This window comes from Pseudomonas sp. PDM13 (genome assembly GCF_025685765.1).
GTDB classification, from domain to species: Bacteria; Pseudomonadota; Gammaproteobacteria; order Pseudomonadales; family Pseudomonadaceae; genus Metapseudomonas; species Metapseudomonas solani.
Genome location: NZ_JAOTQU010000004.1, coordinates 1 through 24848 on the forward strand (window position 1 = coordinate 1; position 24848 = coordinate 24848).

Below are 24848 nucleotides of genomic sequence, written 5' to 3' on the forward strand. Positions count from 1 at the left end.
GTACCCGGCTACGAACCGGGCGGTCGGAGGTTCGAATCCTCCTGAGTGCGCCATATCAGATACGACGATCAAGGTCGGCGTATATTGGGGACAACCAGTGGTGATCTGGTCTAAAACCACCGCAACGCACTCATAGCTCAGCTGGATAGAGTACCCGGCTACGAACCGGGCGGTCGGAGGTTCGAATCCTCCTGAGTGCGCCATACAAGAGAAGGGCCTGCAGAAATGCAGGCCCTTTTTCTTTGTGCCTGAAAAAGTGATACGGCAGTGGCAAGTCTCAAGCTGCAAGCCGCAAGCCGCAAGCCGCAAGCCAAAAGCCAAAAGCCGCAAGCCAAAAGCCAAAAGCCAAAAGCCTTCCCTTCTCGCTGCCTCCAGGGCGCTCTGTGGTGCGCTGCTGCATGGAGGTAGGGGTGGATGGGGCGGTAATGAAAAAGCCCGGCAATGGGCCGGGCTTTGCGTTTGGAGGGGCGGGTTTAGAGCAGGACGGAGTACCAGAACACCCGGCCGATGATCTGGATGTGCTCGGCGGCCTCGCCGGGCTCGTAGCGCTCGTCGGGGTGCTCGTCGCTGTTGAAGCTGCGCACGCGCAGGCCGCCCCCAGGGAGGCGGTAGAGCAGCTTCACACGCAGCTGGCCGTCGTGGTCGAAGGCGTACATGTCGCCGTCCTTGATGGTACGCGCGCTGGTGTCCACGCCCACCGTGCTGCCGTCGGGCAGCACCGGCTCCATGCTGTTGCCGTTCACCGTCACGCAGGCTGCGCTGGCGGCATCGATGTTCTTCTTGCGCAGCGAATACTTGCCGAAGCGCAGCTTGCGCCCGGTGGTCTGCAACACCACCGTGCTGCCCTTGCCGCCGGACAGCTCCACTTCCTTATAGAAGGGCAGCTCGATCTCGTCGGCATCCAGCGGCGTTTCATCGTCCCAGGACTCTACGCCACCGAACCAGTCGGCATTGCCTGGCTGGCGGCTCATGCGGCCCTCCAGCATCTCGCCATGGCCTTCTGCGAGCCAGCGCGGGCTGACCCCGCAGATGGTGGCGATCTGAGTGGCGAAGCTGGTCGCGCGGGATTTGCCGCGTTCCAGGTCGGATATAGAGGTTTGTGTCATGCCTGCGGCGCTGGCGAGCTGAACCTGACTCAGGTTGGCGTGCTTGCGCGCGGCCTTGATGCGGTCTTTGAGTTCCATGGGCGCAGAATAAGGGCGGACCTATGTCAATGCAAGTGTGTAAATATGGGAAATACTATATAATCTGGCTCTCAATTCTGCTGTCCCGCGATGCCTTTCCCTGTCGGATACCGACCAAGGGGAGCTGCGAAGTGGGGCAGCTTTTACGATTCAGCCGGCCAGGGGGTCGGCCCATGGGAAGGGTAAAATACATGTTCCAGACTACAGAACAGGCGCTGGCGGTTGCTTACTGGATGGCTGAGCACAAGGCCGGCCCGCGCTCGTCGACGGCGATGGCCATCGATGTGCTGCGCGAGCGTTTCGACACCAGCTTCGTCAGCAAGCTGCCCAGTGGATTGAGCCCGCACGAGTGGCAGGCGCAGTCGGTAATGACCATTCGTTTCGCCCAGCGCCTACTGGCCGATCACCCGCTGGAGCTGGCGGTGGTGCAGGCGGAGTACGCGCACGGGCGTGATTTCGTGGTGGCGATCGCGGCCCTGCGTGACTGGCTGCGCCCACAGGCCGACTCGGCCGAGCAGCGTGCTGCGCTTGCACTATTGATGCGTATGTTCCGTCGTCCGCCGCATAGCATCCGCGAAGTCGAGCGGCTCACCGGACTGTCCAAAAGCACGCTCCATCGCTGGGACCAGGACTGGCGCACCAAGGTGGCGGGCAAGCTGCGTGATGCGGTGGCGCGCCTCGAAGTGCCCATGTCCAGCGCGGGGATCGTTATTGCACATTGATGAGGAAAAATTTCTTTTAAAAAACGGCTTTTCCCATATTGACGATATGGGACGATAAAGGTAAGATAGCTCCAAGATCGAAATCAAACCAACCGAAGCCCGCACACTGCGGGCTTCGGCGTTTCTGGGCCTGGCGAGAATCGCCGGGCCTTCTTGCAAGGAGTCTTCCATGACCGAGCCCAGCATTGCGGTCGCCATGGCAGGCGGAGTGGCTGGCGCCGGGGTCGCGATGATCGTGCCCGGTGTCGATGGCAATGCACTGATCGGCGGCTTCGGCGGCGCGATCTTCTTCGTGGTGTTCGCCCGTGACTATGGCGCCCTCACTCGTGTGGGCTACCTCTTGGTGTCCTGGGTCGGCGGTTACTACACCGCCGTCGAGGCGGTCAGTCGCGGTATTTCGCAAACCAGTGGGGCGGTGGCGTTCGTCGCTGCGACGCTCTGCGTGACAGCAGGCGTCGGCCTGCTGGAATGGATGCGCGGCGGCCAGCTGCCTTCCTGGTTGCGGACGATCCTGCGGCCTGGAGCGGGAGGCAAGGATGGATGATCCATTGGCCACCGGCACCCTCGTGGTTTGCGCAGCGATCTGCTTCCGACTGCTGACCTACCGGCGGCGTGGCTCACGCTTTCGCCCCGGCGTTTCACTCTGCGCCTACCTCCTGGCGCTGTGCACGGGATGCCAGGCACTGACCATCGCCCTCGGGCGTTACCAGGGCGAGCACCTCTCGCCCTGGATGCTCGGCGTCCTGCTGATCCTGTTGTTCCTGGTGCTCCGGGCCCGCGGCAATCTCGCGCGGATCCTGCACCTGGGCTGATCGCCCACTTCGCTTCCAACTTATCCACCGCGACCCGAGAGGCAGCGGCGCGCACGCCTGCACGCCGCTTGCCTGGTCGCACCTATTTACCAGGAGGACTCAATGGCCATCACCGCCACCCGGCTGGATGTCGTCGCCCTGCGCGAGGCATTGCGCGGCCTGCTCGAACTGCCGGCCGGCGCGCTGATCGCGGCGGACCAGGCAGCGGCACCGCCGTCCGGCCTCTACGCCAGCCTGCGTGAAACGCAGTCGGCGGAACAGGGCAAGTCCCGCCGCGAATTCAACGGCAACAACGAACGGGAAACCGTCGTCACCAGCTGCGAGACCACCTTCGGCCTCGTCGGCTACGGCGCCGGCGCCCTGAACCTGATCCATGACGCGCGCTCGGTGCTGCAGTCCAGCCTCGCCCAGGACCGCTTGCGGCGCCTTGGTGTCGCGCTGCTGCGCACGGCGCCGATCGAAAACCTTTCCAGCGTCGAGGCGGGCGTAGCCCGTGAACAGGCACGCATCGACCTCGTCCTCGGCCACGACCACCGCGTGACCCTGGAACAGAAACACATCGCTTCCTCGGTGGTGACCGCTCACACCGATACGGGCCTCACCGCCACCCTCACAGTGAATACATCGGAGACCTGATATGTCCCTTCCGCTTTCGCAGATCGTAAACGTACAACTCAACGTGCAGCCGGTATCCACCCCGCGCCGCGACTTCGGCCAACTGGCCCTGTTCACCCCCGAGGCCGGCAACGTCTTCATCGACGCTTCGACCCTGTACATCAGCTGCGCCAGCCAGGCCGAAGTGGAGGCCGCCTTCGGCAGCTCTTCGCAGACCGCCATCGCCGCCAGCGCCTTCTTCGCCCAGAGCCCGCGACCCAAGCAACTGCTGGTGGCGCGCTGGCTGAAGGCGACCCGCAACGTGCCGGCGGTCAAGGCCGCGATCAATGGCACCCCGCTGCTGGCCACCCTGGAGCAACTGAAGGCAGTGAGTGCCGGCCAGCTGTCCATCACCGTCGATGGCGTGCGCCAGGACGTGAGCGGCCTGAACTTCAGCGCCGCTGCCGACTTCGCCGCCATCGCCGCGCTTATCGACGCCAAGCTGACCGCCCAGGCCGTCAGCTGCCGTTATGACGCCGTCGCCAGCCGCTTCATCCTCGACGCCGATGTCGCCGGCGCCGCCAAGGCCATCGGCTTCGCCCAGGACCTGGGCGCCACCGGCACCTACCTGGGTGGCCTGCTGCGCCTGGAGAACGGCATGGCGCAGAAGGTCGCCGGTGCCGATGCCCTGGTGCTCTCCGCGCAGACCCTGCCGCAGGCCTTCGCCGCGCTGCTGGACGTCAACGCCGGCTGGTACGCCGCCACCGTCGCCGCGTCCCTGACCGACGACGAGATCGAACAGGCCTCCGCCTGGGTGCTGTCCGCCGACAAGAAGGTGTTCGGTGTCACCACCCAGAACCCGAGCCACCTGGAGAACGTCGCCAGCAACCCCTTCAAGCGCCTGGTGGATCGCCAGAGCCATCGCACCGTCGCGGTCTTCGACAAGAACGACCCCTATGCGGTGAACAGCTGGCTGGCCCGTGCGCTGTCGGTGAACTTCGCCGCCAACAACTCCACCCTGACCATGAAGTTCAAGCAACTGCCCGGCATCAGCGCGGACAACCTGACCCTCACCGAGGCCGACAAGTGCCGCAAGCTGGGCCTGAACTTCTACACCTACTTCGACGAGTCGGCGATGGTCGCCGAAGGCACCGTCATCGGCGGTCGCTTCTTCGATGAAGTGCACATCCTCGACTGGTACGTCGACGCCGTGCAGAAGGAAGTCTTCGCCACCCTGTACCGCTCCCCGGGCAAGGTGCCGCTGACCGACGCGGGCGTCGCTCGCCTGCTGGCGTCCGTGCGCAAGGTCTGCCGCGAAGGCGTGAACAACGGCGCCTTCGCCCCCGGCGTATGGAACGGCGACCCCTTCGGCAACCTCGTCAGCGGCGAGCGCCTCGACGAAGGCTTCTACGTCTGGGCCGACAGCGTCGACAACCTGTCCACCTCCGACCGTGAGCAGCGCAAGGCGCCGCCGATCCAGGTGGCCCTGAAGATGGCCGGCGCCGTGCACTCGGTGGACGTGCTGGTCAACTTCGATCGCTGATCCCATCGCCAACCTATTTTTCGGCCCCTTTGATGGGGCCTTTTCTTTTCCGGAGATTTTCCATGGCTATCTATGACCAGAACCAACTGTCCGTCCTGATCAACGGCTACGAGATCCGCGACTGGGCCACCGGCGCCGACGCCCTCAAGCTGGCCTTCACCACCGAAGCTGGCACCTTGAAGATCGGTAGCAACGGCAGCGGCGTGTTCGTCGCCAACAACGACCGCTCCGCGACCCTGAGCCTGAAGCTCAAGCAGCATTCGGCGGACAACAAGTACCTCAACGGCCTGCGCGCCCTGCAGGACGGCAACCTCAAGGCCTTCGTGCCGCTGACCCTGGAAGTGCGCGACCTGCTCAACGAAGACCTGATCAGCGCCACCAAGGGCTATTTCACCAAGCGTCCTGAAGTGACCCGTGGCAGCGAAGCCAACGACACCCTGTGGACCATCGTCTTCGAACGCGCCAACGTCAGCCTGGAACAAGGGGTCGCCTGAACATGAACGCCGAACATCGCATCAACCTGGATGGCATCTCCTACGTCATGCGCCCGGCCAATGCCATGCCGGCCTGGAGCGCTCTGAAGAAGGCCGCGCGCCTGCTGCAGGGCGTAAAGATCGAGCGCGGCGAGGGCAGTGAGTCCCTGGCCATCGGCGCCATCCTCGCCAACCTGGGCGATCCGGTGGTGGCGGAGATCGAGGCGCTGGTGCTCCAGCACGTCAATGCGCAGCCGGAGGACGGTGCGGCCTTCCGCCTGGCCGACCGTGCCGATGCGCACTTCAACCAGCATCGCGGCCACCTGCTGCCGTTGCTGATCGAGGGGGTGAAATACCAGTTCGGTGATTTTTTCGCCGCCGCCATGCCCGCCCTGTCGGCGATTCTGCCGGGGCAGGCCAAGGCGGAGTAACCGACTGGTTCCTCTTCACCCCTGTCATGCGCCAGCTCTGCACCCTGCATGAGCTGCGCGCGCTCTACACCCTGGCTGACCTGTGCGACTTCCACGACGCGATAGCGGAGTGGGACGACGCACAGCGTCAGGCCCATGAGAGGCAGGCCAATGGCAGCAATTGAAATCGACAAACTGGGTATTGGCGTCGGCCTTTCGCTCGGCCTGGCGCGGATCACCAATAGCGTGAAGCAGGAGTTGAGCATCACCGACAACTCCCTCACGCAGAACATCACCAACCTCTACAGCTATGTAGACACCCTCAACGAGGTGCAGGAAACCGCCGCCAAGGCGAGCGACTCGCTGCTGTCCGTCGCCTTCGGAATCGGCGGCTTCGTCAGCACGATCGCCGGCTATATCGGCTCTGCCCTGGAGAGCCTGGATGGGCTCAAGAGTGGGCAGGACTCCCTCGGCGTGGTCAGCGAAAGCGATGTCGCCGAGGCCCAGCGCTACGAGATGGCCATGGGCGGCCTCGACAAGATGCTGGAAGCGGTCAAGGTCCGTGTCGCCCTCGGCATCGCGCCGCAACTGAGTTATCTGGCCGAGGGCTTCCTGAGCCTGCTCGATGCCAACAAGGAGCTGATCGCGGCGGGCCTCACCCGAACCATGGAGATAGTGGGGGAGGGCCTGGACGCCCTGGTCAACTTTGGCCGCGCGGTGGACGCCGTCGTGCAGTCCGCCGTCGGCTGGGAGGCGACCCTGATGATGCTCGGCGCCGCTCTGGCCTGGGTCGGCCAGGCCACCATCCTGGCCTTCGCCGCCAACCCGGTGACATGGATAGTCGCCGCTCTGATCGGCCTCATCGTTCTGGTCGACGACTTCATGACCTACCTGGACGGTGGTCAGTCGGCGCTCGGCGAGTTCTGGGCGCCGTTCAAGACCGGTCTGGAAGGCATCAACGAAGCGTTGACCGCCTTCAAGGCGGTGTTCGCGGCGTTCTGGGCTGAAAACGGCGAGACCGTGACGGCCTTCGGCAATGATCTGTTCACCATCATCGGCGCCAGCGTCATGCAGCTGGTCGCCATCTTCCAGATGTTCTTCGCCGCGATCAACGGCGACTTCGAAGGCGTCAAGGCAGCCTTCAGCAACTGGTTCGAAGCGCTCAAGGCGCAGTTCGAAGTCATCGGGGGCATGGTATCCAAGGCCGCTTCCTATCTCGGTTTGGGATACGAAGAAGAGGGCGAGGCCGGAGCAGCAACGCAACCAGGCACAGGGCTGGCAATGAAGGGCCCGGGCACTGGCGGCCTGTCCGCACTCATGGCCAACGGGCCTGGCCTCGTGGCCGGTGCCAGCCAATTGTCTGCCGGCGTGCAGGGCGCTCAGAGCCAGGCTGCGGCGGGCGTCGGCGTCCTGGCGATGCCCGCACAGCCGGTCAGCAACAGCTACAGCCAGACGGTGACCGTAAGCGTGGCGGGGGACAACCCGCGCGAGATCGGCCGCGAAGTGGCCGAGCAGGTCGCACGCAACCAGCAACGCCTGACCACTCACAACAACAGCAGCGAAATTAGGCAGTGAGGTGAATCAATGGTCATGCTGATCAACCGCCGTATCGGAACCTTGAGGCTCGATGCGGTGATAAGCGAAACACACAAATCCGACCTCAAGATCACCGAGAACCCAGTGGAAAGCGGTGCCAACATCGCCGACCACGCCTACGTGCAACCGCGCTCCCTGATTATCAAGGGCACCGTGGTGGAGCACTACGACCCTCTAGCCAACCTGCCCATCGACAGCATGCCGGGAGTGCGCAGCGGGCGAGGGTTCCTCGACAACATCCTGCCTGGCCTGCTCTCACCCCGTACTTCGCAGGGTGAGAGCCGTGCCAAGCGCGAACTGAAGAGCTGGCTGGAGCCCCTGGCGGATGACACCAAGGCCCGTCCCCTGGCGCCCTGGATGCTGGAGTCCCAGCCGCTGTCGCGCTTCGACAGCTCGCCCAGCCAGTCACGCCTGCAGCAGATCTACCAGTGCCTGCTGGATACCCAAAAGGCTGGCGAATTGCTGCAGGTACAGACCGGCTTCTACCTGTACAAGAACATGCTGCTCAGCACCATTGCAGCTACACAGACACTCGACGGCTCCATCGATCTGGACCTGACCCTGCGTGAGGTCCTGGTGGTGGAAACCCGCGTCATCAATGGCGTGGTCACCCCGGCCGCTGGTACCGAACGCTCCGGTCGCAGCGATACCCAGGCGGCGGCGAAGAAGCCCCAGGGCAAGACCACGCCCAAGGCGGACAAACGCAATGAAAGCCTGATGCATGCCGTATTGGGGGTTGTCAGATGAAACGAATCCCCATCAGCAGCGAACCGCTGCAGGAGCAGAGCTTCGATTTCGCCGGGCGCCGCCTGCGCCTGACCCTGCGCTACAACAGCATCGGCGATCACTGGGCCTTCGACCTGCTGGACGAGTCCGACAACACCTGGCTGGCCCAGGGCCTGACCCTGGTGGTCGGCGTGCCGATGCTCTGGCGCAGCACCCTGCCGTTCTTCCTCTGGCTCGACGACCTCAGTGGCGTCGGGCTCGACCCCATGGGCGGGAAGGACATGGGCAGCCGTTGCCTGCTCTACATCGGCGAGAAGTCGGAGGTGCAGCCATGAGGCAGTTCGGCCGGCAATACCGCCTGGTGCTGGGCAGCGAGGAAAACGGCCTGGTGATCGATAGCCTGCGGGTCACGTTCGAGTTCACCAAGGACATCGACAACACCCCCAACAAGGCTGAGATCCGCATCTGGAACCTCAACCGCGAGCACCGCGAATGGCTCTACGGCAGCGACTTCCGCAAGGTCTGGCTGTGGGCCGGCTACAGCGAGCTGCGCCTGCTCTACGCCGGTGACATCACCGCCGTGGCGCTGGAGCGCAAGGAGCTGGACAACGTCATCGTGCTCACCTGCAACACCGGTGACACGGACATGCGCGAGGCGCGGGTGAGCACCACCCTGGCCGCCGGCAGTACCGCGAACGACCACGTGAAGGTCGCGGTGGCCAGCATGACCGGCACCACGCCCGGGCAGGTCGTCCTGCCCAAGCAGCGCCCACTGCCTCGGGGCAAGGTGCTATCTGGCCTGAGCCGCGACGTGCTGAGCGAAGTGGCGGCGGAGCAGGGCGCCGACTGGTCGATCCAGGATGGCGACCTGCTGCTGCTTCCCGCCGGCTACGTGCTCGACGACCAGGCGGTGTTCCTGTCCCAGGAAACCGGGTTGATCGGCGCCCCCAAGGAAATCAAGGGCGGCGGGCTGGAACTGACCTGCCTGATCGATCCGGCCCCCCGGGTTGGCGGCACGGTGCGGCTGAAATCCATCGAGCCGCGCTACGACGGCGACTACAAGATCGTCACCATCAACAGCAAGGGCGATGTGATGGAAAAGGACTGGTACTGCGTGCTGTCGGTGATCGGCGGCGAGTTCCAGAAGAAGGAAGGCGACAAGGGAGGCAAGGGCAATGGGTAACTACGACTGGCAGACCCCGTCGATGGACAAGGCCAACCGCTCCACCATCGACGCCCGTCTCAAGCGCCTGCATACCGCGCTGCCCGGCCGCATCGTCGTCTTCGACGCCGCGCGCCAGGTGGCCAGCGTGCAACCGATGATCGAGCAGCAGCTCATGGATGGCTCGCGCCAGGCCCTGCCGCTGCTGCCGGACGTGCCGGTGCAGTTTCCCCGGGGCGGCGGCTTCGTGCTGACCTTCCCGGTCAAGCCGGGCGACGAGTGCCTGCTGGTGTTCAACGAACGCTGCATCGACGGTTGGTGGCAGTCGGGCGGCTCCTCGGAGCCGCTGGACTATCGCCAGCACGACCTGTCCGACGCCGTGGCGATCATGGGCATCAGCTCGTTGCCCCAGGTCGTCCCGGCCTTCGCTACCGACGCGGTGGAACTGCGCCGGCTGGACGGCTCGGCCTACGTGCGCCTGGACGAAGGCGGCACCCTGACGCTCGACGGCGCCAAGGTGCTGATCAAGTGCCCGGTGGTGTTCGAGGCCGGCATGACCGGCAAGGGCGACGTGGTCTCCAACGGCATCAGCCTGGAGCACCACCTGCACGGCCAGGTCATGGCCGGTCCCGGCGTCACCGGCGTGCCGCAATGAGGACATGACAATGAGAGTGAGACGAATAGACAAGGACGGCGACTGGACCTTTGGCCAGGGCCGCAACAACTACGCCGACGGCAGTGAGTGCGTGGCGCAGCGCGTGTGTACGCGCTTGCGCTCCTTCAGCGGCGACTGGTTCCTCGACCTGGAACACGGCCTGCCCTGGCTGCCCCGCATGGAGCGGCCGGCGGACCTGGCGCAGATCGAGGTCGACATCAAGCGCTGCATCCTGACCACCGAGGGCGTGAGCGAGATCCTGGACTTCCAGATCAGCGAAAGCCCCGACGACAGGCGCCTGAGCATCGGCGTGACCCTGCGTGACAGCCTGGGTACCAGCCTGAGCACCAGCGTGCAGCGCTGAACGGCCGCAACCGCCGTCATACCGAAGCCCCACCTCGCGTGGGGCTTTTTCTTTGGAGAACCAACATGGGACAACTGACCAACAAGGGCTATGTCGGTGAACGCCTGGACAGCATCCTTGCGGATCTGGACCAGGGTTTCCGTGCCATCTACGGCAACGACATCGACCTTGCCCCCGACAGCCCGGACGGCCAGATGCTCGGGCTCATCGCCCAGATCCGCGCCGACCTGGAGGAGCTGGGCGAGGTCACCTACCGCGCCCTGGACCCGGACCACGCCAGCGGTGCCTGGCTGGAGCAGCGGGTCGCCTACGCCGGCCTGACCCGGCGCCAGGCACGCTACAGCTACTTACGCGGTGTGGCCCTTACCGGCCGCGCCGGCACCCTTATTCCCGCCGGCTCCGTGCTGCGGGACATCAACCGCGGCCGCTGGCTGCTGGTCGCCGACATCACCCTGGGCGCCGATGGCTCGGCCCGCGCCGACCTGCGCAGCGAGCTGCTCGGTGCCTTCAACCTGCCCGCCAATAGCGCGCTCACCATCGAGACGCTGGTGCTGGGCTGGGACACCGCCACCAACCTGGCCGCCGCCGAAGTGGGTGCCGAGGAGGAGACCGACCCGGAACTGCGGGCGCGCTTCTATCGCAGCCGCTCCCGGCCGGCGCAGAACAGCCTCGACGGCCTGGTGGCGGCGCTGCTGCAACTGGCCGACGTGCGCCAGGTGGTCGGGCTGGAAAACACCGGCTCCACCGCAGACGCCGATGGCGTGCCGGGCCACAGCCTCAACCTGATCGTCGATGGCGGCGAGGAGCAGGCCATCGCCCAGGCGATCTTCCTGCGCAAGCCCGCCGGCACCGGCCTCATGGGGCAGCAATCGCGCACTGTGGTGGACGGGCAGGGCGTCAATCGCCTGATCCGCTTCGACCGCCCGGCGATGGTCGACTGCAAGGCCTTCGTCCAGCTGCGCCGGGACGCCGAATTCACCGCCATCGACGTCGCCGCGATCAAGGCCCAGCTGGCTCAGCTGGACTTCCGCATCGGCCAGGACGTGCAGCTCTCCCGGCTCTACAGCCCGATCAACACGGTGCAGGGCTTCTGGGTCGAGCAGCTGAAGATCGGCCGCCGCAGCGGCGCCCTGGCGGCGGACAACATCGTCATCGGCGTCCGTGAACGGGCCCGCTTCGCCCAGGCCGACATCGAAGTGGTGGTGCTATGAGCTACGACCGCCTGCTGATCTGGCAGTACCAGGGCAAGCCCCGGGCCGCCGCCACCGCCGAACTGCTCTCGCGACAGTTCGGCGATACCTGGCAAGGGCTGGCGGCGCTCCCTGAAACACTGGACATCGACAACGCCGAAGGCGTGAACCTCGACCTGGTCGGCAAGCACGTCGGCCAGGGCCGTGTGCTGCCCGGCCTGGCGCCGCGCAGCCTGTTCGGCTTCCACGAGGTGGCCGGCGCCAAGGGCTTCGGCAAGGGCAAGTGGTATCGCATGGGCGACCCGCTGGGTGAGTCGGCGGTGCTCGATGACGACGACTACCGCTTCCTCATCCGCTGCCGCATCGCCCGCAACTACCAGCTCGGCACCATCGAGGACATCAGCGCGGCGCTGCGCTTCATCTTCAACAGCGAAACAGTGGTCTTCGACCAGTACGACATGAGCCTGACGGTGGTCATTCGTACCGACCAGGTCAGCGACTTCAAGCGCTACGCGCTGAACACCCTGGACATCCTGCCGCGCCCGGCCGGTGTCCGCATCCAGTTCTACGTCGCAGTGCCCCAGCGGGCATTCGGCTTCCGTGGCGCCCCCGGCGCCCTCGGCTTCAACCAAGGAAAATTCGCGAGGTTCCTATGACGCAATACACCCGTCCCGACGAACTGGTCTTCGCTTCCGGCGCCAAGCCGGGCGAGCTCCAGAGCTTCCCCGACATCCCCCGCGGCTGGGGGGTGACCTTCGACCAGACCACCGGCGTTCCGCCGATGGAATGGTTCAACGCCCTGTTCAAGCGCAGCGATGAAGCCGTGCGCTACCTGCTGCAACGCGGCATCGGCGAGTGGTCCTCCAGCGAGGACTACCCGACCGGCGCCCACGTGCAGGAGGGTGGCAAGGTGTGGAAGGCGAAGGTGGAAAGCGTTGGGAAGCGACCCTCCCTCGGTTCTGGCGAATGGGTCGAGGCGGCGCTGACAACTGATGCCGTCAACACCCTGATCCAGGAGCAGCTTGGAGGTATCGGTATCAAGGGACGGGTGCGTGCGGCTAGTACCGCGAATCTCAACCTCAGCGGCTTGCAGGTCGTCGATGGAGTCAATCTGGTAGCCGGTGACCGCGTGCTGGTGAAGAACCAGACCACTGGCAAGGACAACGGTATCTATGTTGTCACCACCGGAGCCTGGACTCGTTCTGCCGATGCCGACACCGCTGCCGAGATGACGCCGGGCCTGATGGTGGCGGTGGAGCAGGGCAGCAGCCAGGCGGACAGCCTGTGGCAATTGATCACTGATGGCCCTATCAGCCTCGGCACCACGGGGCTCGGCTTCGAAATGGTCTTTGGACGCAACCTGGTCACCGCTGGCAGCTACGACATCGTCACGGTGAACAACCGTGGCTTGGTGATCGGTGGCGCACCTCGGCAGGTGGTCACGGTCAGTGCTGATACGGTGCTGACAGCGAGCCAGATGAGCCTAGTGGTGGTTGATGCCAGCGCAGGTGCTCGGGTTGTCACATTGCCTGCTTCCAACTCAGCCTTGGGCGTAGTGGATGTAATCGTCCGCCGTCTCGACAACACCGGCAATCGCTTGGTGGTGCAGGCAAGTGGCAGTGATCGGGTGCGTTTCCACACGCATCTCAATGGTGCGGGCTATCCCTTCTTCGTGCTGATGGGCGCCGGTGACTATTGGCATCTGCGCAGTGATGGCGCGGGCGGTTGGTATCCGCTGGATCGGCTGGACAACACTCCGTTGGGAAGGCCGGTATTCGATACCAGCTCGCTGGTTCTGCCCGGCGGCTATGGGCTTATGAATGGCAGCCTGGTGAGCCGAAGCCTGTGGCCTTGGCTTTGGGACCATGCCCAGCAGTCTGGGTTGTTGGTGACGGAGGCGGCTCGTGCAGGGATGGAGGGGGGCTGGAGCACTGGCGATGGAACCAACAACCTTCGTATCCCGGAAGTGCGTGGTGAGTTTCTTCGCGCACTTGATGAAGGGCGTGGAGTTGATGCCGCGCGAATTGCCGGTGGAACGCAGCTTGATGCCATTCGAAACATTGTCGGTGACATGACCAGTAACCAGGCGCCTGCGTATTACGCATGGAGTGGTACGGGCGCGTTTCAAAGCAGGGATACCGGCGGAACGGGTGTTCGGGCCTACATCAACTATGGCGGCATGTTGGGGATGAGCTTTGATGCATCTCGTGTGGTACCGACTGCCTCTGAGAATCGTCCACGTAACGTTGCTTACTCCGCTCGAATCAAGCTGATCTGAGGACTTTATGGCTATCTATCTGATTGACGCCGCTGGTGCGCTGCTCACCCCTGTCGAACTCCCTTCTATTCCCGGCATTGGTATTCAGATGCCAGGTAACGCCATCGAAGTAGACGAAATCCTGCCTCCACCTGCCGAAGGGTATGCCTGGACTATTTCTGAGGGAAATCCCGTTCAGCGGGTGGATCGTCGAGGTGTGGTTTTCGACATACATACAGGAAAGAAACTGAGCCACGACCTGCTCGGTGAATTGCCGGCAGAGTTGACTCATGAGCCCAGGCCCAGCCCATTGCATACGTGGCTGAATGGCCAGTGGCAACTGGATGAGGAGCTCCAGTTGGAGCGACGAGCTGCTCTGGAGCGAGAGTGGCGTGATATGGAAATTCGCCGAACTGATGATCTCGTCATACGTCACCGCGACGAATTGGAGCTTGAGAAGAAGACGACGCTGGACGTCGAGCAGTACCAAGTCATGCAGTCATATCGTTCTGCGCTTCGCGAGTGGCCTCAGAGCCCTGGCTTCCCGTCGAGTGAGCGACGCCCCGTTGCACCCGACTGGCTGATATAGCGCTCATTTCCGGCCCGCATTCTGCGGGCCGTTTTCTTTTCTGATCGGCTCGCTATTGGCTCGTATCGAGGGCGTGGCGTTCGTTGATTCGTTTTCGGTGGGGCACCTGACCACCTTTATTTCCGGGCGGTAGACCGAACCTGCAAAAGGGGAGGCGCCGTTCAACCACCTGGTAATCGCCAGTGGTTTTCTAGCAAACGAATTGAACGAGGTTTTATCCATGACTCAATACAATCGCCCCAATGAGACGGTCTTTGCTTCGGGTGCCAAACCCGGAGAACTGGAAAGCTTCCCTGACATCACTCGGGGTTGGGGGGTGACCTTCGACCAGACCACCGGCATCCCGCCTATGGAGTGGTTCAACGCCTTGTTCAAACGCAGCGATGAAGCTGTGCGCTACCTGTTGCAACGCGGCATCGCCGAGTGGTCCACCACGGAGGACTACCCGATCGACGCCCATGTGCAGGAGGGCGGCAAGATCTGGAAGGCGAAGGTGGGCAGTGTTGGAAAGCGGCCGTCCCTCAACCCGACCGAGTGGGTCGAGACGGCGCTGACTCGAGAGGCTCTGAAAACGCTGATCCAGGAGCAACTGGGTGGCGGCACCATCAACTTCGGCCAGTGGCAGTGGAGCAGCACTACGTCGGGTGGCGTAGCCAACGGTTACCTGGCGCTGAACACCACCAACCCGGCCGACGCCACATCGTTGCTGATCGCCAAGTCCAGCGCCGAAGGCCTGGACTACAGCCGCATCGTGGCCCTTTTGCGGGCTGGCGACACTCTCTGCGTCCAGAGCCGTTCAGGTGGCGCGGTCGCTCACCGCTTCCGCGTCACCGGGGATCTGGTGGACAGCGGGACCTATCGCTCGGTGCCGGTGGTTTACGTCAGTGGCGCCGGAGGTACGCCGACGGCCAATGCGCAGCTTCAGGTACTGATGACACCGGCTGGCGGTACCGTTCCCGCAGCAAGCACGACGGACTCGCAAACGGACTTCAATGCGGTAACTGAACCAGGTTGGTATCCCAAGCTGCTCGGAGGATCTGCCGGATCCAGGAATGCCAACCATCCCGATGGCCAGGCAAGCATGCTGAAGGGCAGCGGGGTAACCAACTACTACTGGCTACTGACTGCCCGCTATGCCGCGAACCTGATCCAGGTCGCATTGCCCTATGTGAGCAGTGCCGACGTGTCGCTCGTCACCATGAAGTTCCGCCTTCTTGGTGGAGGCATCTGGTCGCCTTGGCGCTCGGTTTTGCATTCAGACAACACGATGGGGACCGGTTTGCCCGCTGCTTCTGTCATGTGGTGGTCGTTCCGCAACTCTATTCCTGCGGGTTGGGCGCCGGCGGATGGCCAGTTGCTGAGTCGGGCTCTCTATCCCGATGTCTGGGCAGCCGTCAGTGAAGGGAAGCTGCCCAAAGCGACCGAGGCACTCTGGAATAGCGATCCGTCGCAGCGAGGCATGTTCACCGAGGGTGATGGCAGTACCACATTCCGAATGCCTGACTATAACGGTAAGGCAGCAGGGTCGCTCGGCGCGCTATTTCTACGTGGCGATGGTGCGCTGTCGGCAGGTGTCGCCGGCACGATTCAACAAGATGCAATGCAGCGAATGTCGGGTACTGTCGCTGGCGAAGCGGGCCCTGGCTCGAATGGGCCGTTTGTATGGGCTGCGAACGGTGCTACCAAGAACGGTGGGCCGACGGGCTACGGCTCAGTTACGTTCGATAACGCCTTGGTGGTTAGGACGTCGACCGAGAACCGTCCTCTCAACGTGACCGGCTGCTGGATCATCAGGATGGGCGGTGGTGTCGCGAATCCAGGCACTATCGACGCTGCAGCGCTTTCCACAACTTACGCCTCCCTGGTAACACGTGTGGAAGCTCTTGAGGCACGCCCACGCACTCTGGGTGATGGCCAGTCCTGGCAGGACGTAACGGCCAGTCGCTCAGCCGGAGTCACCTACACAAACACCAGCGGCCGCCCCAAGTTGGTGAGCATCTTCGCCGCGAATGCCCTGGCCACCCGAGGAATATCCGTGGGTGGACTTCTGGTTGCGCAATTTACCCCTATTGGCTCGGGAACTATCTCGACCACCGTGTCTGCCGTCATCCCGAATGCTGGGACTTACTCGGTCACCGCAGGCACAAGCATTAATACTTGGATGGAGTTGGGTTGATGAAGTACTTCCGTAACACGGCGAGCGGCGAAGTCTTGGCTTATGAACAGGATGGATCCCAGGATCACCTGATTACTCCGGATCTTGTGCCCATGGCTGCTGCTGAGATCGAGCTACATATAAACCCGGCCCGGCAACCGACTACAGATGACGTAGATGTCGAACGTGACCGCCGCCTGGTCGCAGGTTTGGAGTTCCGGGGCAAGGTGTTTCAGACCAGGCCGAATGACTACGAGAACATTAACGGGGCTGCCCAACTGGCATCCATGGCTGTGGCAGGCGGTACTGCTGAATCGGGCAACCTGCGCTGGTTGGAGGGTGACCGGGATTTCACCTGGATCGCAGCCGACAACAGCCTCGTAGCCATGGATGCTCCCACGTTCTTGGCGTTCTGCAGGTTGGCAATGGCTCGTAAGCAGTCCCTTATCTTCGCGGGTCGCCAGTTGAAGGATATGGAGGCGATTCCCAGCGACTACGTCGATGACAAGTGGTGGCCGTGAAGAGCCGGCTACTTGATGTGATGGATATTCACGGCCCGCATTCTGCGGGCCGTTCTTTTTACTGACCGGCTCGTTGCCGGCTTGTATCGAAGGCATGGATTTCGTCGATTCGTTTTCGGTGGGGTGACTGACCACCTTTATTTCCGGGCGGCAGACCGAACCCGCTAGAGGGGAGGCGCTGCTCAATCCCCCGGCCTATTGCCGGGTGGTTTTCTAGCAAACGAATCGAACGAGGTTTTATCCATGACTCAATACAATCGCCCCAACGAGACGGTCTTCGCCTCGGGCGCAAAACCTGGGGAACTTGAAAGTTTCCCTGATATCGCCCGTGGTTGGGGCGTTACCTTCGACCAGACCGATGGCATTCCGCCGATGGAGTGGTTCAACTCGCTGTTCAAGCGCGGCGATGAGGCTGTGCGCTATCTGATGCAGCGCGGTGTGCCTGAGTGGTCCGCCACTGAGGATTACCCTATTGGCGCATATGTTCAGGAGAGTGGAAAACTCTGGCGAAGCATTACTGCCAATACCGGGAAGAGGCCGGTCTCATATGCCGCTCTTTGGGAGGCCTTGAAGGTTACCAAGAGTGAGTTGGATGATGCCTATGCTGCTCTGGCTCATGCCCACAGTTTCAGCTCGATCACCAACAAACCAACGTCCGTAGATGGGTATGGCATTCAGGACGGTGTGACGTTCAAGAGCATCGGGCTGCCTTTTCATGCGCTTTCGCTTCCGGTGATTGCTACTGATGATGGCCGTATCACGCTTACTGCACAGGCCGTAGCGGGGTCGGGAGGCAAGGTTACGATCCCGGCAGGACTTTCCTTGAGCCTCGCGGCGGAAGTCGACAGCACTAAAACCGGTATCCCCAGGACGTTCTTGACCGCCGTGTGGGGCAGCGCCGACCTTGCCGTCAATTCGGAGTATTTCCTGCGGGCGCAGGTTATAAACGGTGCCCTGTCGATTTACGTTCAGAAGGGCAAGTTGAGTGACTCGACTCCTGTTTCCCTGAAAGGGACTGCGAACGGCGAGTCCGGTGGTGGCTTCCCTTCCACGGTGCTGGATATCTGCCTGGCGCGGATTATCACTGGTGCTGTAGGAAGCTCCCCAGTCGTACAGCGGATCTATCACCGACGGAGCCCTACTTGGACTGTTTCACTCAACGGTACGGGTACGCTGTATCTGCCCATGGACCCTCATGTCAAAGCTGCATCTGGAAGTCTCAGTTGCCTGATGCCGCCGGAAAGTGGTTTGGCACACATCGTTTTCTCTGGAACGGGTTGGATGGGGGCTTCTTCCGCTTACTGTGTTCCTGGGAATGCTGCGGTAGTGACCGAGAGCTACTGGAACGGGTATACGCCCATGACCATATCCAGTAACAACGCAGTGGGCGATGTTTTTCAAACATCGATCAATGCTGGATTCGACCACACTAGTGCACGATCGATGTGGCAGACCTATCAGGTAGAACATACCTATGGTGCTCAGGTGGCATCCAGCGATGAGCTGCTATTCAGTATGGGAGTTAAAACCATACAAAGTTCGGATTATGAAAATGGCATTTCGATCAGCTATTCCAATTGCACAAATGCTGTTTTCACCTGGAGTGTGTACAAATGAAGGTGATTGAAGGACTTCATGTTTATGGCGATGAGTTACGTATACCGAGTCCATCCGAGTGCCACCGTTGGCAAGACGGTGAATGGGTGCTTGATGACGCACTGGTCGTAGCTGCCAGAGAAAGACGCCTGAGCAAGTTCTGTGAGGCGATAGATCGTGCCGGTAACTCGGTACTCGAGAGCGTGGTCGGTAGCCCCCTGCGTTTGGCCGAGTATGAGGTCGCTGCAGCGGAGGCTCGAGCATTCAAGTCGGCCGGCTACCCGACCGATTCCGTACCTCGCTCGGTAAGCGCATGGTCAATCGGTGGGCGTAATCCCGAGCAGGCTGCCAACGAAATCCTCGAGAAGGCACAACGAGGTGAGGTGGCTATTCATGCCTTGCGTGAAATCAGGCTTGCGAGCAAGTCGAAGGTACGCCAGGCAATGGCAGATGGTCGTGAGGATGAGGCGAGGCTTCATGTGAAGCAGGCCATTGAAGACATGTCTCGAGTGTGAGTTCAGATTGGTGCGCCTATGACAGTGAATGCACTGGATCGATTGAGTGGGGCCTTTAGTGCCCTGAATACAAACGCCCGCCTCGAAGCGGGCGTTTTCATTTCTGTCCTTACCCCAGCAATGTCCCGCTTTTCCATCACCACCCCCGCCCGCCAATCCGCCTTTCTGGCCCAGTGTGCCCATGAGTCCGCTGGCTTCTCCCGCTTCGCGGAGAACCTCAACTACAGCGCTGCCGGCCTGGCGGCTACCTGGCCGGGACGGTTCCGTGGTGCCGATGGGCAGCCCAATGCGTTGGCGCTCGTCTACCAGCGGCGGCCGGCTGTAATCGCCAGCTACGTTTATGCCAATCGCATGGGCAATGGTGATGAGGAGTCCGGTGATGGCTGGCGCTTCCGTGGGCGGGGTCTGTTGCAGATCACCGGGCGCGGGATGTATCAGCGTTGCGGCGATGCCTTGGGGTTGCCGCTGCTGGAGCAACCGGATCTGCTGCTGCAGCCGGAGCAGGCGGTGTTGTCAGCCGCCTGGTTCTGGCAATCCAATGGTTTGAATGCTCTGGCCGATGCCGGAGCTTTCGAAGCTATTACCCGCCGTATCAACGGTGGGCTGAATGGCTTGGCAGAGCGCAAGGCGCTCTGGCTCAAGGCCCAGGAGGCGCTGGAATGAACCTGCTTGCCTCCTGGAAGCGGCTGGCGCTCCTGCTGATGGCTGCGCTGTTGATCGGGCTGGGCGCCTGGTGCGCTGTCTGCGTTTACCAACCGCAACTGGAGGCGCTGAGGCAACAGCTGGCCGAGTCCCGTCGTGGCGCCGAAGCCAGCCTGCTGGTGCTGCAAAAGCAGAATGCTGCCGTGGTCGAACTCGAGGCCCGTGCTGCGGAGAGAGCTCGCCAGGGCGAGTTGCTCCAGGCGCAGGCCAACCAGGCTGCGCGACAAGACTACGCGGCGGCGGTTCGGGTGATGCTGGAGCCATCGCCGGCGGGCGTCGATGCCTGCGAGGCGGCGCGCCGGGCATTTGCCGAAGAGCTTCGCCGGGAGCGTGCGCCATGAGAGTCGCCTGGCTGCTGCCATTTGCGCTGTTATCAGGCTGCTCCACCGGGGCGCAGCCTGCTCCTGAACTGGTCGAGGTCAAGGTGCCGGTGCTGGTCCCCTGCACGGCCGTCGCTCCTGCGGTGCCCGTGTTTGCAGTCGAATCGCTGGCGCTGGATGCAACGATCGATCAACAGATGAAAGTCCTGCGTGCCGAGCGCTTGCAACGCATCGGCTACGAGCGCGAGCTGTTGGCCGCGCTCCAGGCCTGTCGCTGAGTACGACGGGCTTCTATTCCTTCCTTTCGGGCGCTGTTTCAGCGCCCGCCTTTTACGCAGTCATGCTCGTCGAATGTGACGAGCTGGCTGCGTCCTTTTCCCTTCTTCGCGACATAGTGATAGCGGGTCTGGCCATTGGTACGGCTGATCTTGTCTGGCTTGCCCAGCATGCTTTCCACATCGCGTCGGGTCATGCCCGTCCTCACCTGTTTGCGCAACATCGCCTGGCGTCGCTCCTGGTCGACGATGCGGTTGCCGCAGCCATCCTGCCTTTCCCCCACTACTTCTATTTCCCTGGGCTTCTCGGCCTGTTCCTTCCTTGCGTTTCGCGTTATCCGTTCGATCTTTGCCGGTGGCAGCAATGCCGGGCTGTCTTGCATGGCCTCGACTCGTTCCCGCACCTCCACCAATTCGTCGTCCGGGCAACCCAGCTGGGTGAAGGTGACATGCCCGTGCGCGTCCTCGCATCGGTAGATGGAGGCCACCAGTGGTGGGCTTTCGAGTGCGATGCAGAGCAAAAGGGGTAGGGTGCAGAGCGATGTGCGCATGGCGATGTCCTCCGTGACGGTTGCCCTCGAAGGTATCTGCTTTAATTTCTTCCTAACGGTGTCTCATCAAGGGGCGCCAACGTCGTATGGAAGGTGAAAGCGATCTCAGCTTTGCAACGCAAGCGATTGTTCTAGCCACGATTTTGTAACGCGCAAAATGACCCTCCGGTGTTATCATTGCGCAGTCAGCCTCGCCGAGGCTTTTGGACACCCCTCATGGACTTACCCAGTAGTTACTCAAGACCGCATTTGCACGATCGCGTATTGACTGATTGACCCTCCTTGGCGTGCGCCGCCACTGGGGGTGGAGCGCGCTATGACCGAAGTAGAAGTAAAAAAGTCGCAAGATAGCCTGCAGGACCGCCTCGCTCAGGTGGTCGATCTGCTGCATCGCCACAAGCTGGTGGAAGACCTGACCCATCGTCAGGAGGGCCAGCATCAGGATCTCGTCGAGAACCTGGTCCATCGCCAGAATCTCGCCGAGCTGCAACGCAAGCTCGATGAGCTGCACCCCGCCGACATCGCCCACATTCTCGAGGCCCTGCCGCTTGGCGACCGTCTGACCGTCTGGCAGCTGGTCAAGGCCGAGCGCGACGGCGACATCCTCCTCGAAGTCTCCGACTCGGTTCGCGAAACGCTGATCGCCGACATGGATGATCACGAGCTGCTCGCCGCCGCCAAGGAGATGGACGCGGACGAGCTGGCCGATCTCGCGCCCGAGCTGCCCCGTGACGTGATCCACGAGCTGATGGAGACGCTCGACGCCCAGCAGCGCGAGCGTGTGCGTTCGGCCTTGTCCTATGAAGAGGACCAGGTCGGTGCGTTGATGGACTTCGAGATGGTCACCATCCGTGAGGACGTGACCCTGGAAGTGGTGCTGCGCTACCTGCGTCGCCTCAAGGAGCTGCCGGGCCATACCGACAAGCTCTTCGTGGTCGATTACGACGGCATCCTCAAGGGCGTGCTGCCGATCAAGCGTCTGCTGGTGAATGATCCGGACAAGCAGGTGGCCGAGGTGATGGCCAGCGATCCCGTGAGCTTCCATCCGGACGAAGATGCCTATGACGCCGCCCAGGCGTTCGAGCGTTACGACCTGATTTCCGCCCCGGTGGTGGACAAGAACGGCAAGCTGATCGGCCGTCTGACCATCGACGAGATCGTCGACCTGATCCGTGAGGAGAGCGAGACGGAAGTCCTCAACATGGCCGGCCTGCGCGAGGAAGAAGACATCTTCGCCTCGGTGTGGAAGTCGGTCGGCAACCGTTGGGCCTGGCTGGCCGTCAACCTGGTCACCGCGTTCATCGCCTCCCGTGTGATCGGCTTGTTCGAAGGCTCGATCGAGAAGCTGGTAGCGCTGGCGGCCTTGATGCCGATCGTGGCGGGCATCGGTGGCAACTCCGGCAACCAGACCATCACCATGATCGTCCGCGCCATGGCGCTGGACCAGGTCAGCACCGGCAATACCAGCCGCCTGATGCGCAAGGAACTGGGCGTGGCGCTGGTCAACGGCCTGGTGTGGGGTGGAGTGATCGGCCTCGTCGCCTATTACCTCTACGACAGCTGGTCCTTGGGCGCGGTGATGACCGGAGCGATGACGCTCAACCTGCTGCTCGCGGCCTTGATGGGGGTGCTGATCCCGATGACGCTGGTGCGGCTCGGGCGTGATCCGGCCATGGGCTCCAGTGTGATGATCACCGCCATGACCGACAGCGGCGGGTTCTTCATCTTCCTTGGGCTTGCGACCATTTTCCTGCTCTAGCCCTCGCGCTCACAACACAAGGCCCCGCATCAGCGGGGCCTTTTGCTTTTGGGGCTGGGCAAACGCCAGGCAAGAAAAAGCCGCCTCAGGGGCGGCTATCAATCAGTCGACGTGCTGCGAACTCAGGCTTCTTCGGCGGCGAGTTCAGCATCGTGAGCGATCAACGCAACCAGCGCATTTTGCTGGCGACGGGAAAGCTGGCGGAAGCGTTGCAGCAGTTCGCGCTCGTGCAGCGACAGCTCGGGGCTGTCGAGGCGCATGGACAGACCTTCGTCCAGGGCGCCTTCCTGAAGCATGCTCTGCTCCAGGCGAGCGATGATTTCGGAGTTCATGCTGCGGTGGTGATTACGCGCCACATCGGCGATGCGCTCGCGCATGCCTTCGGGCAAACGTACGACGAACTTGTCAGCGGTGCGGCTGGAATAGATAGCCTGTTTCATAGGGCGCATACATTTAAACCGGTTAGTTCAGGGAGCGATGCTGGCAATGAGCTACGTGATTGTCACCGGTTTGACCATCTTTAGCATCAGTCGTTCAACCATTCATCGCGATCGGCGTCATTATGACCTTGCAGTCACCTAAACGGTTCCTTGACGTCAAATCTGTGTCGCATTGTGCGCCGGGTAGCGGCTTTTTGCCAGCACCAGTTGTCCGAAATGCGAGTCAATATGCAAAAGGCTCACATATGAATGCTGTAGGGGGTAAAAATTCCCCGCCTCGCTGAAGATCGTGGAGATTTCGTGCGCGAGGCCACATCCAGCGCTCTAATTCGGGCTTCTGGCAGATTAAAAGCGCGATCTTGCAAGCGTAGTCCCCCCTATCGGAGTAAGCACTGGCATTTCGCTACTGTGCGACGTCCGGTATACAGCGCCAGCGCATTCGGCCTCTCCAATCTGCAATGCTTTCCGGGTAATGTGGCGTCCGCCATGGCCATGCCGTGGCGCTCGCAATGACCAGGCTCCCAGGTGCACAGATGAAAGGCAGGCTGTTCTATCTCATCGGACCTTCCGGCTCAGGCAAGGACAGCCTGCTCGATGCCGCACGCGCGCCGCTCGCCGATAGCGGTTGCCATATCGTGCGCCGGGTCATCACCCGTTCGGCCGAGGCGGTGGGGGAGGCGGCCCAGGCGGTCAGCCCCGCGCAGTTCACGGAGATGGAGCGAGACGGTGCCTTCGCCATGAGCTGGCACGCCAATGGGCTGTCCTACGGCATTCCGCAGCAGATCGACGAATGGCTGGAGGCGGGGGAAGACGTGCTGGTCAATGGTTCGCGCGGCTACCTGCCGGAGGCTCGCCGTCGCTACCCGGGGCTGCACGCCATTCTGCTGACGGTGGAGATGGAAGTCCTGCGGCAGCGCCTTCAGGCTCGGGGGCGTGAGACGGTCGCCGAGATAGAGGCTCGCCTGGCACGCAACGCCCGTTTCAATGAGTCGTTGCAGGAAGAGGGAGGAACGGCCCTGTCCGTCCTGGACAACTCAGGCCCGCTGGAAGAAACGCTGGGGCGTCTACTGCAACTGCTCGATCGCCCGCGCAATACAGCCTGACTCAGCGCAGCACCGGGTCGAACTTCACTCGCTTGCCCACCATCAGCGCTACCACGAAGAGTACGGCGCTGGTCGCCAGTGCCACCTTCAGCGCTGCCACCGGCCAGGCGGCCTGCCAGGGCTCCAGCCACAAGGTCAGGGTGAACACCAGGCTGAGCATCAGGAACAGCACGGCTGACTTCGACATCTCTATCTCCTCGCCGGATTCGTGGCGCATAACTAAAAGAAGGGGTCGTAATAGTTGGCGATACGCTCGTCCCGCTGGCGCTCCGCCTTCTGCTCATCCGCCAGCCCTTGGTCGGTGATGCGGTCGATCACCCAGAGGGCCCCGCACGCGACTGCGGCCAGCAGCAGGATCATTCCCGGAAACACCATTCCCCACATGGTCATATCCATGCTCCCCACTCAGAAGGACAGGCGCTGGGCGGGGCGGGGTTGCCATTCGCTGCTCTGCAGGCGGCTCACCTTCGGTTGCTGGTCGCGGGACTGGGTGGCGTACTCGAACTGCACCGGCGTCGGCCGGATGCGCTCGACCAGATGCCTGACGGCCTGTTGCTGCTGGCTGCTCTGCAGAGCGGCGAACGCGCTGGCGGCCAGGAGCGTCAAAACGGTTGCTGCGAGGAGAGTGATGACA

At 62.5% G+C, this 24848-nt stretch carries 32 protein-coding genes and 1 tRNA gene; 27 read left to right on the plus strand and 6 right to left on the minus strand.

The genetic code is table 11. From position 1 onward, the window contains the following. Positions 1-126 precede the first annotated feature (126 nt). Positions 127-203, plus strand: a tRNA-Arg gene (locus tag OEJ36_RS05390). A 270-nt stretch (positions 204-473) separates the two neighbouring features. On the opposite strand, the gene OEJ36_RS05395 is transcribed toward OEJ36_RS05390, so the two are convergent. After that, positions 474-1184: an XRE family transcriptional regulator gene (locus OEJ36_RS05395; protein WP_043242015.1), complete on the minus strand. Its 711-nt coding sequence runs from the start codon at positions 1182-1184 to the stop codon at positions 474-476. A 191-nt stretch (positions 1185-1375) separates the two neighbouring features. Here OEJ36_RS05395 and OEJ36_RS05400 point away from each other — a divergent pair, with 191 nt between their 5' ends. The 24 genes from OEJ36_RS05400 to OEJ36_RS05515 all read left to right on the plus strand — a co-directional run bounded on the left by OEJ36_RS05400 (position 1376) and on the right by OEJ36_RS05515 (position 20364). Further along, positions 1376-1906, plus strand: a complete 531-nt coding sequence (locus OEJ36_RS05400) for a hypothetical protein (protein WP_031287379.1) — start codon at positions 1376-1378, stop codon at positions 1904-1906. Between the two features lie 169 nt (positions 1907-2075). Beyond that, complete coding sequence (locus OEJ36_RS05405) at positions 2076-2450, plus strand: phage holin family protein (protein ID WP_263400657.1); 375 nt, start codon at positions 2076-2078, stop codon at positions 2448-2450. Then, on the plus strand, positions 2443-2718 hold the full coding sequence (locus OEJ36_RS05410; RefSeq protein WP_263400658.1) for a phage holin family protein: 276 nt from the start codon (positions 2443-2445) through the stop codon (positions 2716-2718). The genes OEJ36_RS05405 and OEJ36_RS05410 overlap by 8 nt, the downstream gene beginning before the upstream one ends. Positions 2719-2820: 102 nt before the next feature. Beyond that, positions 2821-3354, plus strand: a complete 534-nt coding sequence (locus tag OEJ36_RS05415) for an LIC_12616 family protein (protein ID WP_021218482.1) — start codon at positions 2821-2823, stop codon at positions 3352-3354. Between the two features lies 1 nt (position 3355). Continuing rightward, on the plus strand, positions 3356-4855 hold the full coding sequence (locus tag OEJ36_RS05420) for a DUF3383 domain-containing protein (protein ID WP_263400659.1): 1500 nt from the start codon (positions 3356-3358) through the stop codon (positions 4853-4855). A gap of 62 nt (positions 4856-4917) precedes the next feature. Further along, the gene (locus tag OEJ36_RS05425; RefSeq protein ID WP_263400660.1) at positions 4918-5349 is read left to right on the plus strand and encodes a DUF3277 family protein; all 432 of its coding nucleotides are present in this window, start codon (positions 4918-4920) and stop codon (positions 5347-5349) included. Between the two features lie 2 nt (positions 5350-5351). Further along, positions 5352-5759 carry a phage tail assembly chaperone gene (locus tag OEJ36_RS05430; protein ID WP_263400661.1) on the plus strand — a complete coding sequence of 136 codons (408 nt, stop codon included), beginning with the start codon at positions 5352-5354 and terminating at the stop codon, positions 5757-5759. Between the two features lie 150 nt (positions 5760-5909). Then, complete coding sequence (locus OEJ36_RS05435; RefSeq protein ID WP_263400662.1) at positions 5910-7313, plus strand: hypothetical protein; 1404 nt, start codon at positions 5910-5912, stop codon at positions 7311-7313. 9 nt (positions 7314-7322) lie between these two features. Beyond that, a complete protein-coding gene (locus tag OEJ36_RS05440) occupies positions 7323-8081 on the plus strand; it encodes a phage baseplate protein (RefSeq protein ID WP_263400663.1) in 759 nt (252 codons plus the stop codon). Next, a complete protein-coding gene (locus OEJ36_RS05445; RefSeq protein WP_111261895.1) occupies positions 8078-8395 on the plus strand; it encodes a phage baseplate plug protein in 318 nt (105 codons plus the stop codon). Before OEJ36_RS05440 ends, OEJ36_RS05445 begins: the two co-directional genes overlap by 4 nt. Next, a complete protein-coding gene (locus tag OEJ36_RS05450) occupies positions 8392-9243 on the plus strand; it encodes a phage protein (protein WP_263400664.1) in 852 nt (283 codons plus the stop codon). The genes OEJ36_RS05445 and OEJ36_RS05450 overlap by 4 nt, the downstream gene beginning before the upstream one ends. Continuing rightward, positions 9236-9877 carry a Gp138 family membrane-puncturing spike protein gene (locus OEJ36_RS05455; RefSeq protein WP_263400665.1) on the plus strand — a complete coding sequence of 214 codons (642 nt, stop codon included), beginning with the start codon at positions 9236-9238 and terminating at the stop codon, positions 9875-9877. Before OEJ36_RS05450 ends, OEJ36_RS05455 begins: the two co-directional genes overlap by 8 nt. A 10-nt stretch (positions 9878-9887) precedes the next feature. Further along, entirely contained in the window at positions 9888-10241 is a 354-nt protein-coding gene (locus OEJ36_RS05460; protein ID WP_031287383.1) for a hypothetical protein, read from the plus strand. Between the two features lie 65 nt (positions 10242-10306). Next, the gene (locus tag OEJ36_RS05465; protein ID WP_263400666.1) at positions 10307-11452 is read left to right on the plus strand and encodes a baseplate J/gp47 family protein; all 1146 of its coding nucleotides are present in this window, start codon (positions 10307-10309) and stop codon (positions 11450-11452) included. Continuing rightward, positions 11449-12087: a DUF2612 domain-containing protein gene (locus OEJ36_RS05470; RefSeq protein WP_021218494.1), complete on the plus strand. Its 639-nt coding sequence runs from the start codon at positions 11449-11451 to the stop codon at positions 12085-12087. Before OEJ36_RS05465 ends, OEJ36_RS05470 begins: the two co-directional genes overlap by 4 nt. Next, complete coding sequence (locus tag OEJ36_RS05475) at positions 12084-13709, plus strand: hypothetical protein (RefSeq protein ID WP_263400667.1); 1626 nt, start codon at positions 12084-12086, stop codon at positions 13707-13709. The genes OEJ36_RS05470 and OEJ36_RS05475 overlap by 4 nt, the downstream gene beginning before the upstream one ends. Positions 13710-13716: 7 nt before the next feature. Further along, on the plus strand, positions 13717-14277 hold the full coding sequence (locus OEJ36_RS05480) for a phage tail assembly chaperone (RefSeq protein ID WP_263400668.1): 561 nt from the start codon (positions 13717-13719) through the stop codon (positions 14275-14277). Positions 14278-14497: 220 nt separating this feature from the next. Further along, on the plus strand, positions 14498-16453 hold the full coding sequence (locus tag OEJ36_RS05485; protein ID WP_263400669.1) for a tail fiber protein: 1956 nt from the start codon (positions 14498-14500) through the stop codon (positions 16451-16453). Further along, on the plus strand, positions 16453-16953 hold the full coding sequence (locus OEJ36_RS05490) for a DUF4376 domain-containing protein (protein ID WP_263400670.1): 501 nt from the start codon (positions 16453-16455) through the stop codon (positions 16951-16953). The genes OEJ36_RS05485 and OEJ36_RS05490 overlap by 1 nt, the downstream gene beginning before the upstream one ends. Before the next feature lie 243 nt (positions 16954-17196). Further along, positions 17197-18570 carry a hypothetical protein gene (locus tag OEJ36_RS05495; RefSeq protein ID WP_263400671.1) on the plus strand — a complete coding sequence of 458 codons (1374 nt, stop codon included), beginning with the start codon at positions 17197-17199 and terminating at the stop codon, positions 18568-18570. Next, complete coding sequence (locus tag OEJ36_RS05500) at positions 18567-19064, plus strand: phage tail protein (RefSeq protein ID WP_263400672.1); 498 nt, start codon at positions 18567-18569, stop codon at positions 19062-19064. The genes OEJ36_RS05495 and OEJ36_RS05500 overlap by 4 nt, the downstream gene beginning before the upstream one ends. Before the next feature lie 18 nt (positions 19065-19082). Next, positions 19083-19727: a glycoside hydrolase family 19 protein gene (locus OEJ36_RS05505; protein ID WP_263400673.1), complete on the plus strand. Its 645-nt coding sequence runs from the start codon at positions 19083-19085 to the stop codon at positions 19725-19727. Further along, a complete protein-coding gene (locus OEJ36_RS05510) occupies positions 19724-20107 on the plus strand; it encodes a hypothetical protein (RefSeq protein ID WP_263400674.1) in 384 nt (127 codons plus the stop codon). Before OEJ36_RS05505 ends, OEJ36_RS05510 begins: the two co-directional genes overlap by 4 nt. Then, positions 20104-20364, plus strand: coding sequence for a hypothetical protein (locus OEJ36_RS05515; RefSeq protein WP_263400675.1), 261 nt, complete (start codon positions 20104-20106; stop codon positions 20362-20364). The genes OEJ36_RS05510 and OEJ36_RS05515 overlap by 4 nt, the downstream gene beginning before the upstream one ends. Before the next feature lie 38 nt (positions 20365-20402). Here the strand turns inward: OEJ36_RS05515 and bamE are convergent, their stop codons facing one another. Further along, positions 20403-20912 (minus strand): outer membrane protein assembly factor BamE, encoded by a 510-nt coding sequence (gene bamE / locus OEJ36_RS05520; protein WP_263400676.1) that lies wholly within the window; start codon positions 20910-20912, stop codon positions 20403-20405. A gap of 316 nt (positions 20913-21228) precedes the next feature. Here bamE and mgtE point away from each other — a divergent pair, with 316 nt between their 5' ends. Then, positions 21229-22671, plus strand: coding sequence for a magnesium transporter (gene mgtE, locus OEJ36_RS05525; RefSeq protein WP_263400677.1), 1443 nt, complete (start codon positions 21229-21231; stop codon positions 22669-22671). A gap of 122 nt (positions 22672-22793) precedes the next feature. Here the strand turns inward: mgtE and OEJ36_RS05530 are convergent, their stop codons facing one another. Next, positions 22794-23120 (minus strand): Arc family DNA-binding protein, encoded by a 327-nt coding sequence (locus tag OEJ36_RS05530; protein ID WP_031287390.1) that lies wholly within the window; start codon positions 23118-23120, stop codon positions 22794-22796. Between the two features lie 524 nt (positions 23121-23644). Between OEJ36_RS05530 and phnN the strand changes: the two genes are divergently transcribed. Beyond that, a complete protein-coding gene (gene phnN / locus OEJ36_RS05535) occupies positions 23645-24214 on the plus strand; it encodes a phosphonate metabolism protein/1,5-bisphosphokinase (PRPP-forming) PhnN (protein WP_263400678.1) in 570 nt (189 codons plus the stop codon). Position 24215: 1 nt separating this feature from the next. On the opposite strand, the gene OEJ36_RS05540 is transcribed toward phnN, so the two are convergent. From OEJ36_RS05540 to OEJ36_RS05550, 3 genes are read right to left on the minus strand one after another with little or no spacing between them, the layout of a single operon-like run. Further along, positions 24216-24401, minus strand: a complete 186-nt coding sequence (locus tag OEJ36_RS05540) for a PA3371 family protein (RefSeq protein WP_263400679.1) — start codon at positions 24399-24401, stop codon at positions 24216-24218. Between the two features lie 32 nt (positions 24402-24433). After that, positions 24434-24574, minus strand: a complete 141-nt coding sequence (locus tag OEJ36_RS05545; protein WP_263400680.1) for a hypothetical protein — start codon at positions 24572-24574, stop codon at positions 24434-24436. Between the two features lie 45 nt (positions 24575-24619). Continuing rightward, positions 24620-24820, minus strand: coding sequence for a hypothetical protein (locus tag OEJ36_RS05550; RefSeq protein WP_263400681.1), 201 nt, complete (start codon positions 24818-24820; stop codon positions 24620-24622). Positions 24821-24848 lie beyond the last annotated feature (28 nt).

Excerpts from the sequence above, each read along its gene's own strand:
- OEJ36_RS05475 (WP_263400667.1), top strand. The coding sequence starts at position 12,084 with ATGACGCAATACACCCGTCCCGACGAACTGGTCTTCGCTTCCGGCGCC.
- OEJ36_RS05485 (WP_263400669.1), top strand. The coding sequence starts at position 14,498 with ATGACTCAATACAATCGCCCCAATGAGACGGTCTTTGCTTCGGGTGCC.
- OEJ36_RS05490 (WP_263400670.1), top strand. The coding sequence starts at position 16,453 with ATGAAGTACTTCCGTAACACGGCGAGCGGCGAAGTCTTGGCTTATGAA.
- OEJ36_RS05450 (WP_263400664.1), top strand. The coding sequence starts at position 8,392 with ATGAGGCAGTTCGGCCGGCAATACCGCCTGGTGCTGGGCAGCGAGGAA.
- OEJ36_RS05410 (WP_263400658.1), top strand. The coding sequence starts at position 2,443 with ATGGATGATCCATTGGCCACCGGCACCCTCGTGGTTTGCGCAGCGATC.
- OEJ36_RS05425 (WP_263400660.1), top strand. The coding sequence starts at position 4,918 with ATGGCTATCTATGACCAGAACCAACTGTCCGTCCTGATCAACGGCTAC.
- phnN (WP_263400678.1), top strand. The coding sequence starts at position 23,645 with ATGAAAGGCAGGCTGTTCTATCTCATCGGACCTTCCGGCTCAGGCAAG.
- bamE (WP_263400676.1), bottom strand. The coding sequence starts at position 20,912 with ATGCGCACATCGCTCTGCACCCTACCCCTTTTGCTCTGCATCGCACTC.
- OEJ36_RS05505 (WP_263400673.1), top strand. The coding sequence starts at position 19,083 with ATGACAGTGAATGCACTGGATCGATTGAGTGGGGCCTTTAGTGCCCTG.
- OEJ36_RS05545 (WP_263400680.1), bottom strand. The coding sequence starts at position 24,574 with ATGATCCTGCTGCTGGCCGCAGTCGCGTGCGGGGCCCTCTGGGTGATC.
- OEJ36_RS05540 (WP_263400679.1), bottom strand. The coding sequence starts at position 24,401 with ATGTCGAAGTCAGCCGTGCTGTTCCTGATGCTCAGCCTGGTGTTCACC.
- OEJ36_RS05445 (WP_111261895.1), top strand. The coding sequence starts at position 8,078 with ATGAAACGAATCCCCATCAGCAGCGAACCGCTGCAGGAGCAGAGCTTC.
- OEJ36_RS05430 (WP_263400661.1), top strand. The coding sequence starts at position 5,352 with ATGAACGCCGAACATCGCATCAACCTGGATGGCATCTCCTACGTCATG.
- OEJ36_RS05500 (WP_263400672.1), top strand. The coding sequence starts at position 18,567 with ATGAAGGTGATTGAAGGACTTCATGTTTATGGCGATGAGTTACGTATA.
- OEJ36_RS05460 (WP_031287383.1), top strand. The coding sequence starts at position 9,888 with ATGAGAGTGAGACGAATAGACAAGGACGGCGACTGGACCTTTGGCCAG.
- OEJ36_RS05420 (WP_263400659.1), top strand. The coding sequence starts at position 3,356 with ATGTCCCTTCCGCTTTCGCAGATCGTAAACGTACAACTCAACGTGCAG.
- OEJ36_RS05510 (WP_263400674.1), top strand. The coding sequence starts at position 19,724 with ATGAACCTGCTTGCCTCCTGGAAGCGGCTGGCGCTCCTGCTGATGGCT.
- OEJ36_RS05470 (WP_021218494.1), top strand. The coding sequence starts at position 11,449 with ATGAGCTACGACCGCCTGCTGATCTGGCAGTACCAGGGCAAGCCCCGG.
- OEJ36_RS05480 (WP_263400668.1), top strand. The coding sequence starts at position 13,717 with ATGGCTATCTATCTGATTGACGCCGCTGGTGCGCTGCTCACCCCTGTC.
- OEJ36_RS05465 (WP_263400666.1), top strand. The coding sequence starts at position 10,307 with ATGGGACAACTGACCAACAAGGGCTATGTCGGTGAACGCCTGGACAGC.
- OEJ36_RS05415 (WP_021218482.1), top strand. The coding sequence starts at position 2,821 with ATGGCCATCACCGCCACCCGGCTGGATGTCGTCGCCCTGCGCGAGGCA.
- OEJ36_RS05440 (WP_263400663.1), top strand. The coding sequence starts at position 7,323 with ATGGTCATGCTGATCAACCGCCGTATCGGAACCTTGAGGCTCGATGCG.
- OEJ36_RS05515 (WP_263400675.1), top strand. The coding sequence starts at position 20,104 with ATGAGAGTCGCCTGGCTGCTGCCATTTGCGCTGTTATCAGGCTGCTCC.
- OEJ36_RS05530 (WP_031287390.1), bottom strand. The coding sequence starts at position 23,120 with ATGCGCCCTATGAAACAGGCTATCTATTCCAGCCGCACCGCTGACAAG.
- OEJ36_RS05405 (WP_263400657.1), top strand. The coding sequence starts at position 2,076 with ATGACCGAGCCCAGCATTGCGGTCGCCATGGCAGGCGGAGTGGCTGGC.
- OEJ36_RS05400 (WP_031287379.1), top strand. The coding sequence starts at position 1,376 with ATGTTCCAGACTACAGAACAGGCGCTGGCGGTTGCTTACTGGATGGCT.
- OEJ36_RS05495 (WP_263400671.1), top strand. The coding sequence starts at position 17,197 with ATGACTCAATACAATCGCCCCAACGAGACGGTCTTCGCCTCGGGCGCA.
- OEJ36_RS05435 (WP_263400662.1), top strand. The coding sequence starts at position 5,910 with ATGGCAGCAATTGAAATCGACAAACTGGGTATTGGCGTCGGCCTTTCG.
- mgtE (WP_263400677.1), top strand. The coding sequence starts at position 21,229 with ATGACCGAAGTAGAAGTAAAAAAGTCGCAAGATAGCCTGCAGGACCGC.
- OEJ36_RS05455 (WP_263400665.1), top strand. The coding sequence starts at position 9,236 with ATGGGTAACTACGACTGGCAGACCCCGTCGATGGACAAGGCCAACCGC.
- OEJ36_RS05395 (WP_043242015.1), bottom strand. The coding sequence starts at position 1,184 with ATGGAACTCAAAGACCGCATCAAGGCCGCGCGCAAGCACGCCAACCTG.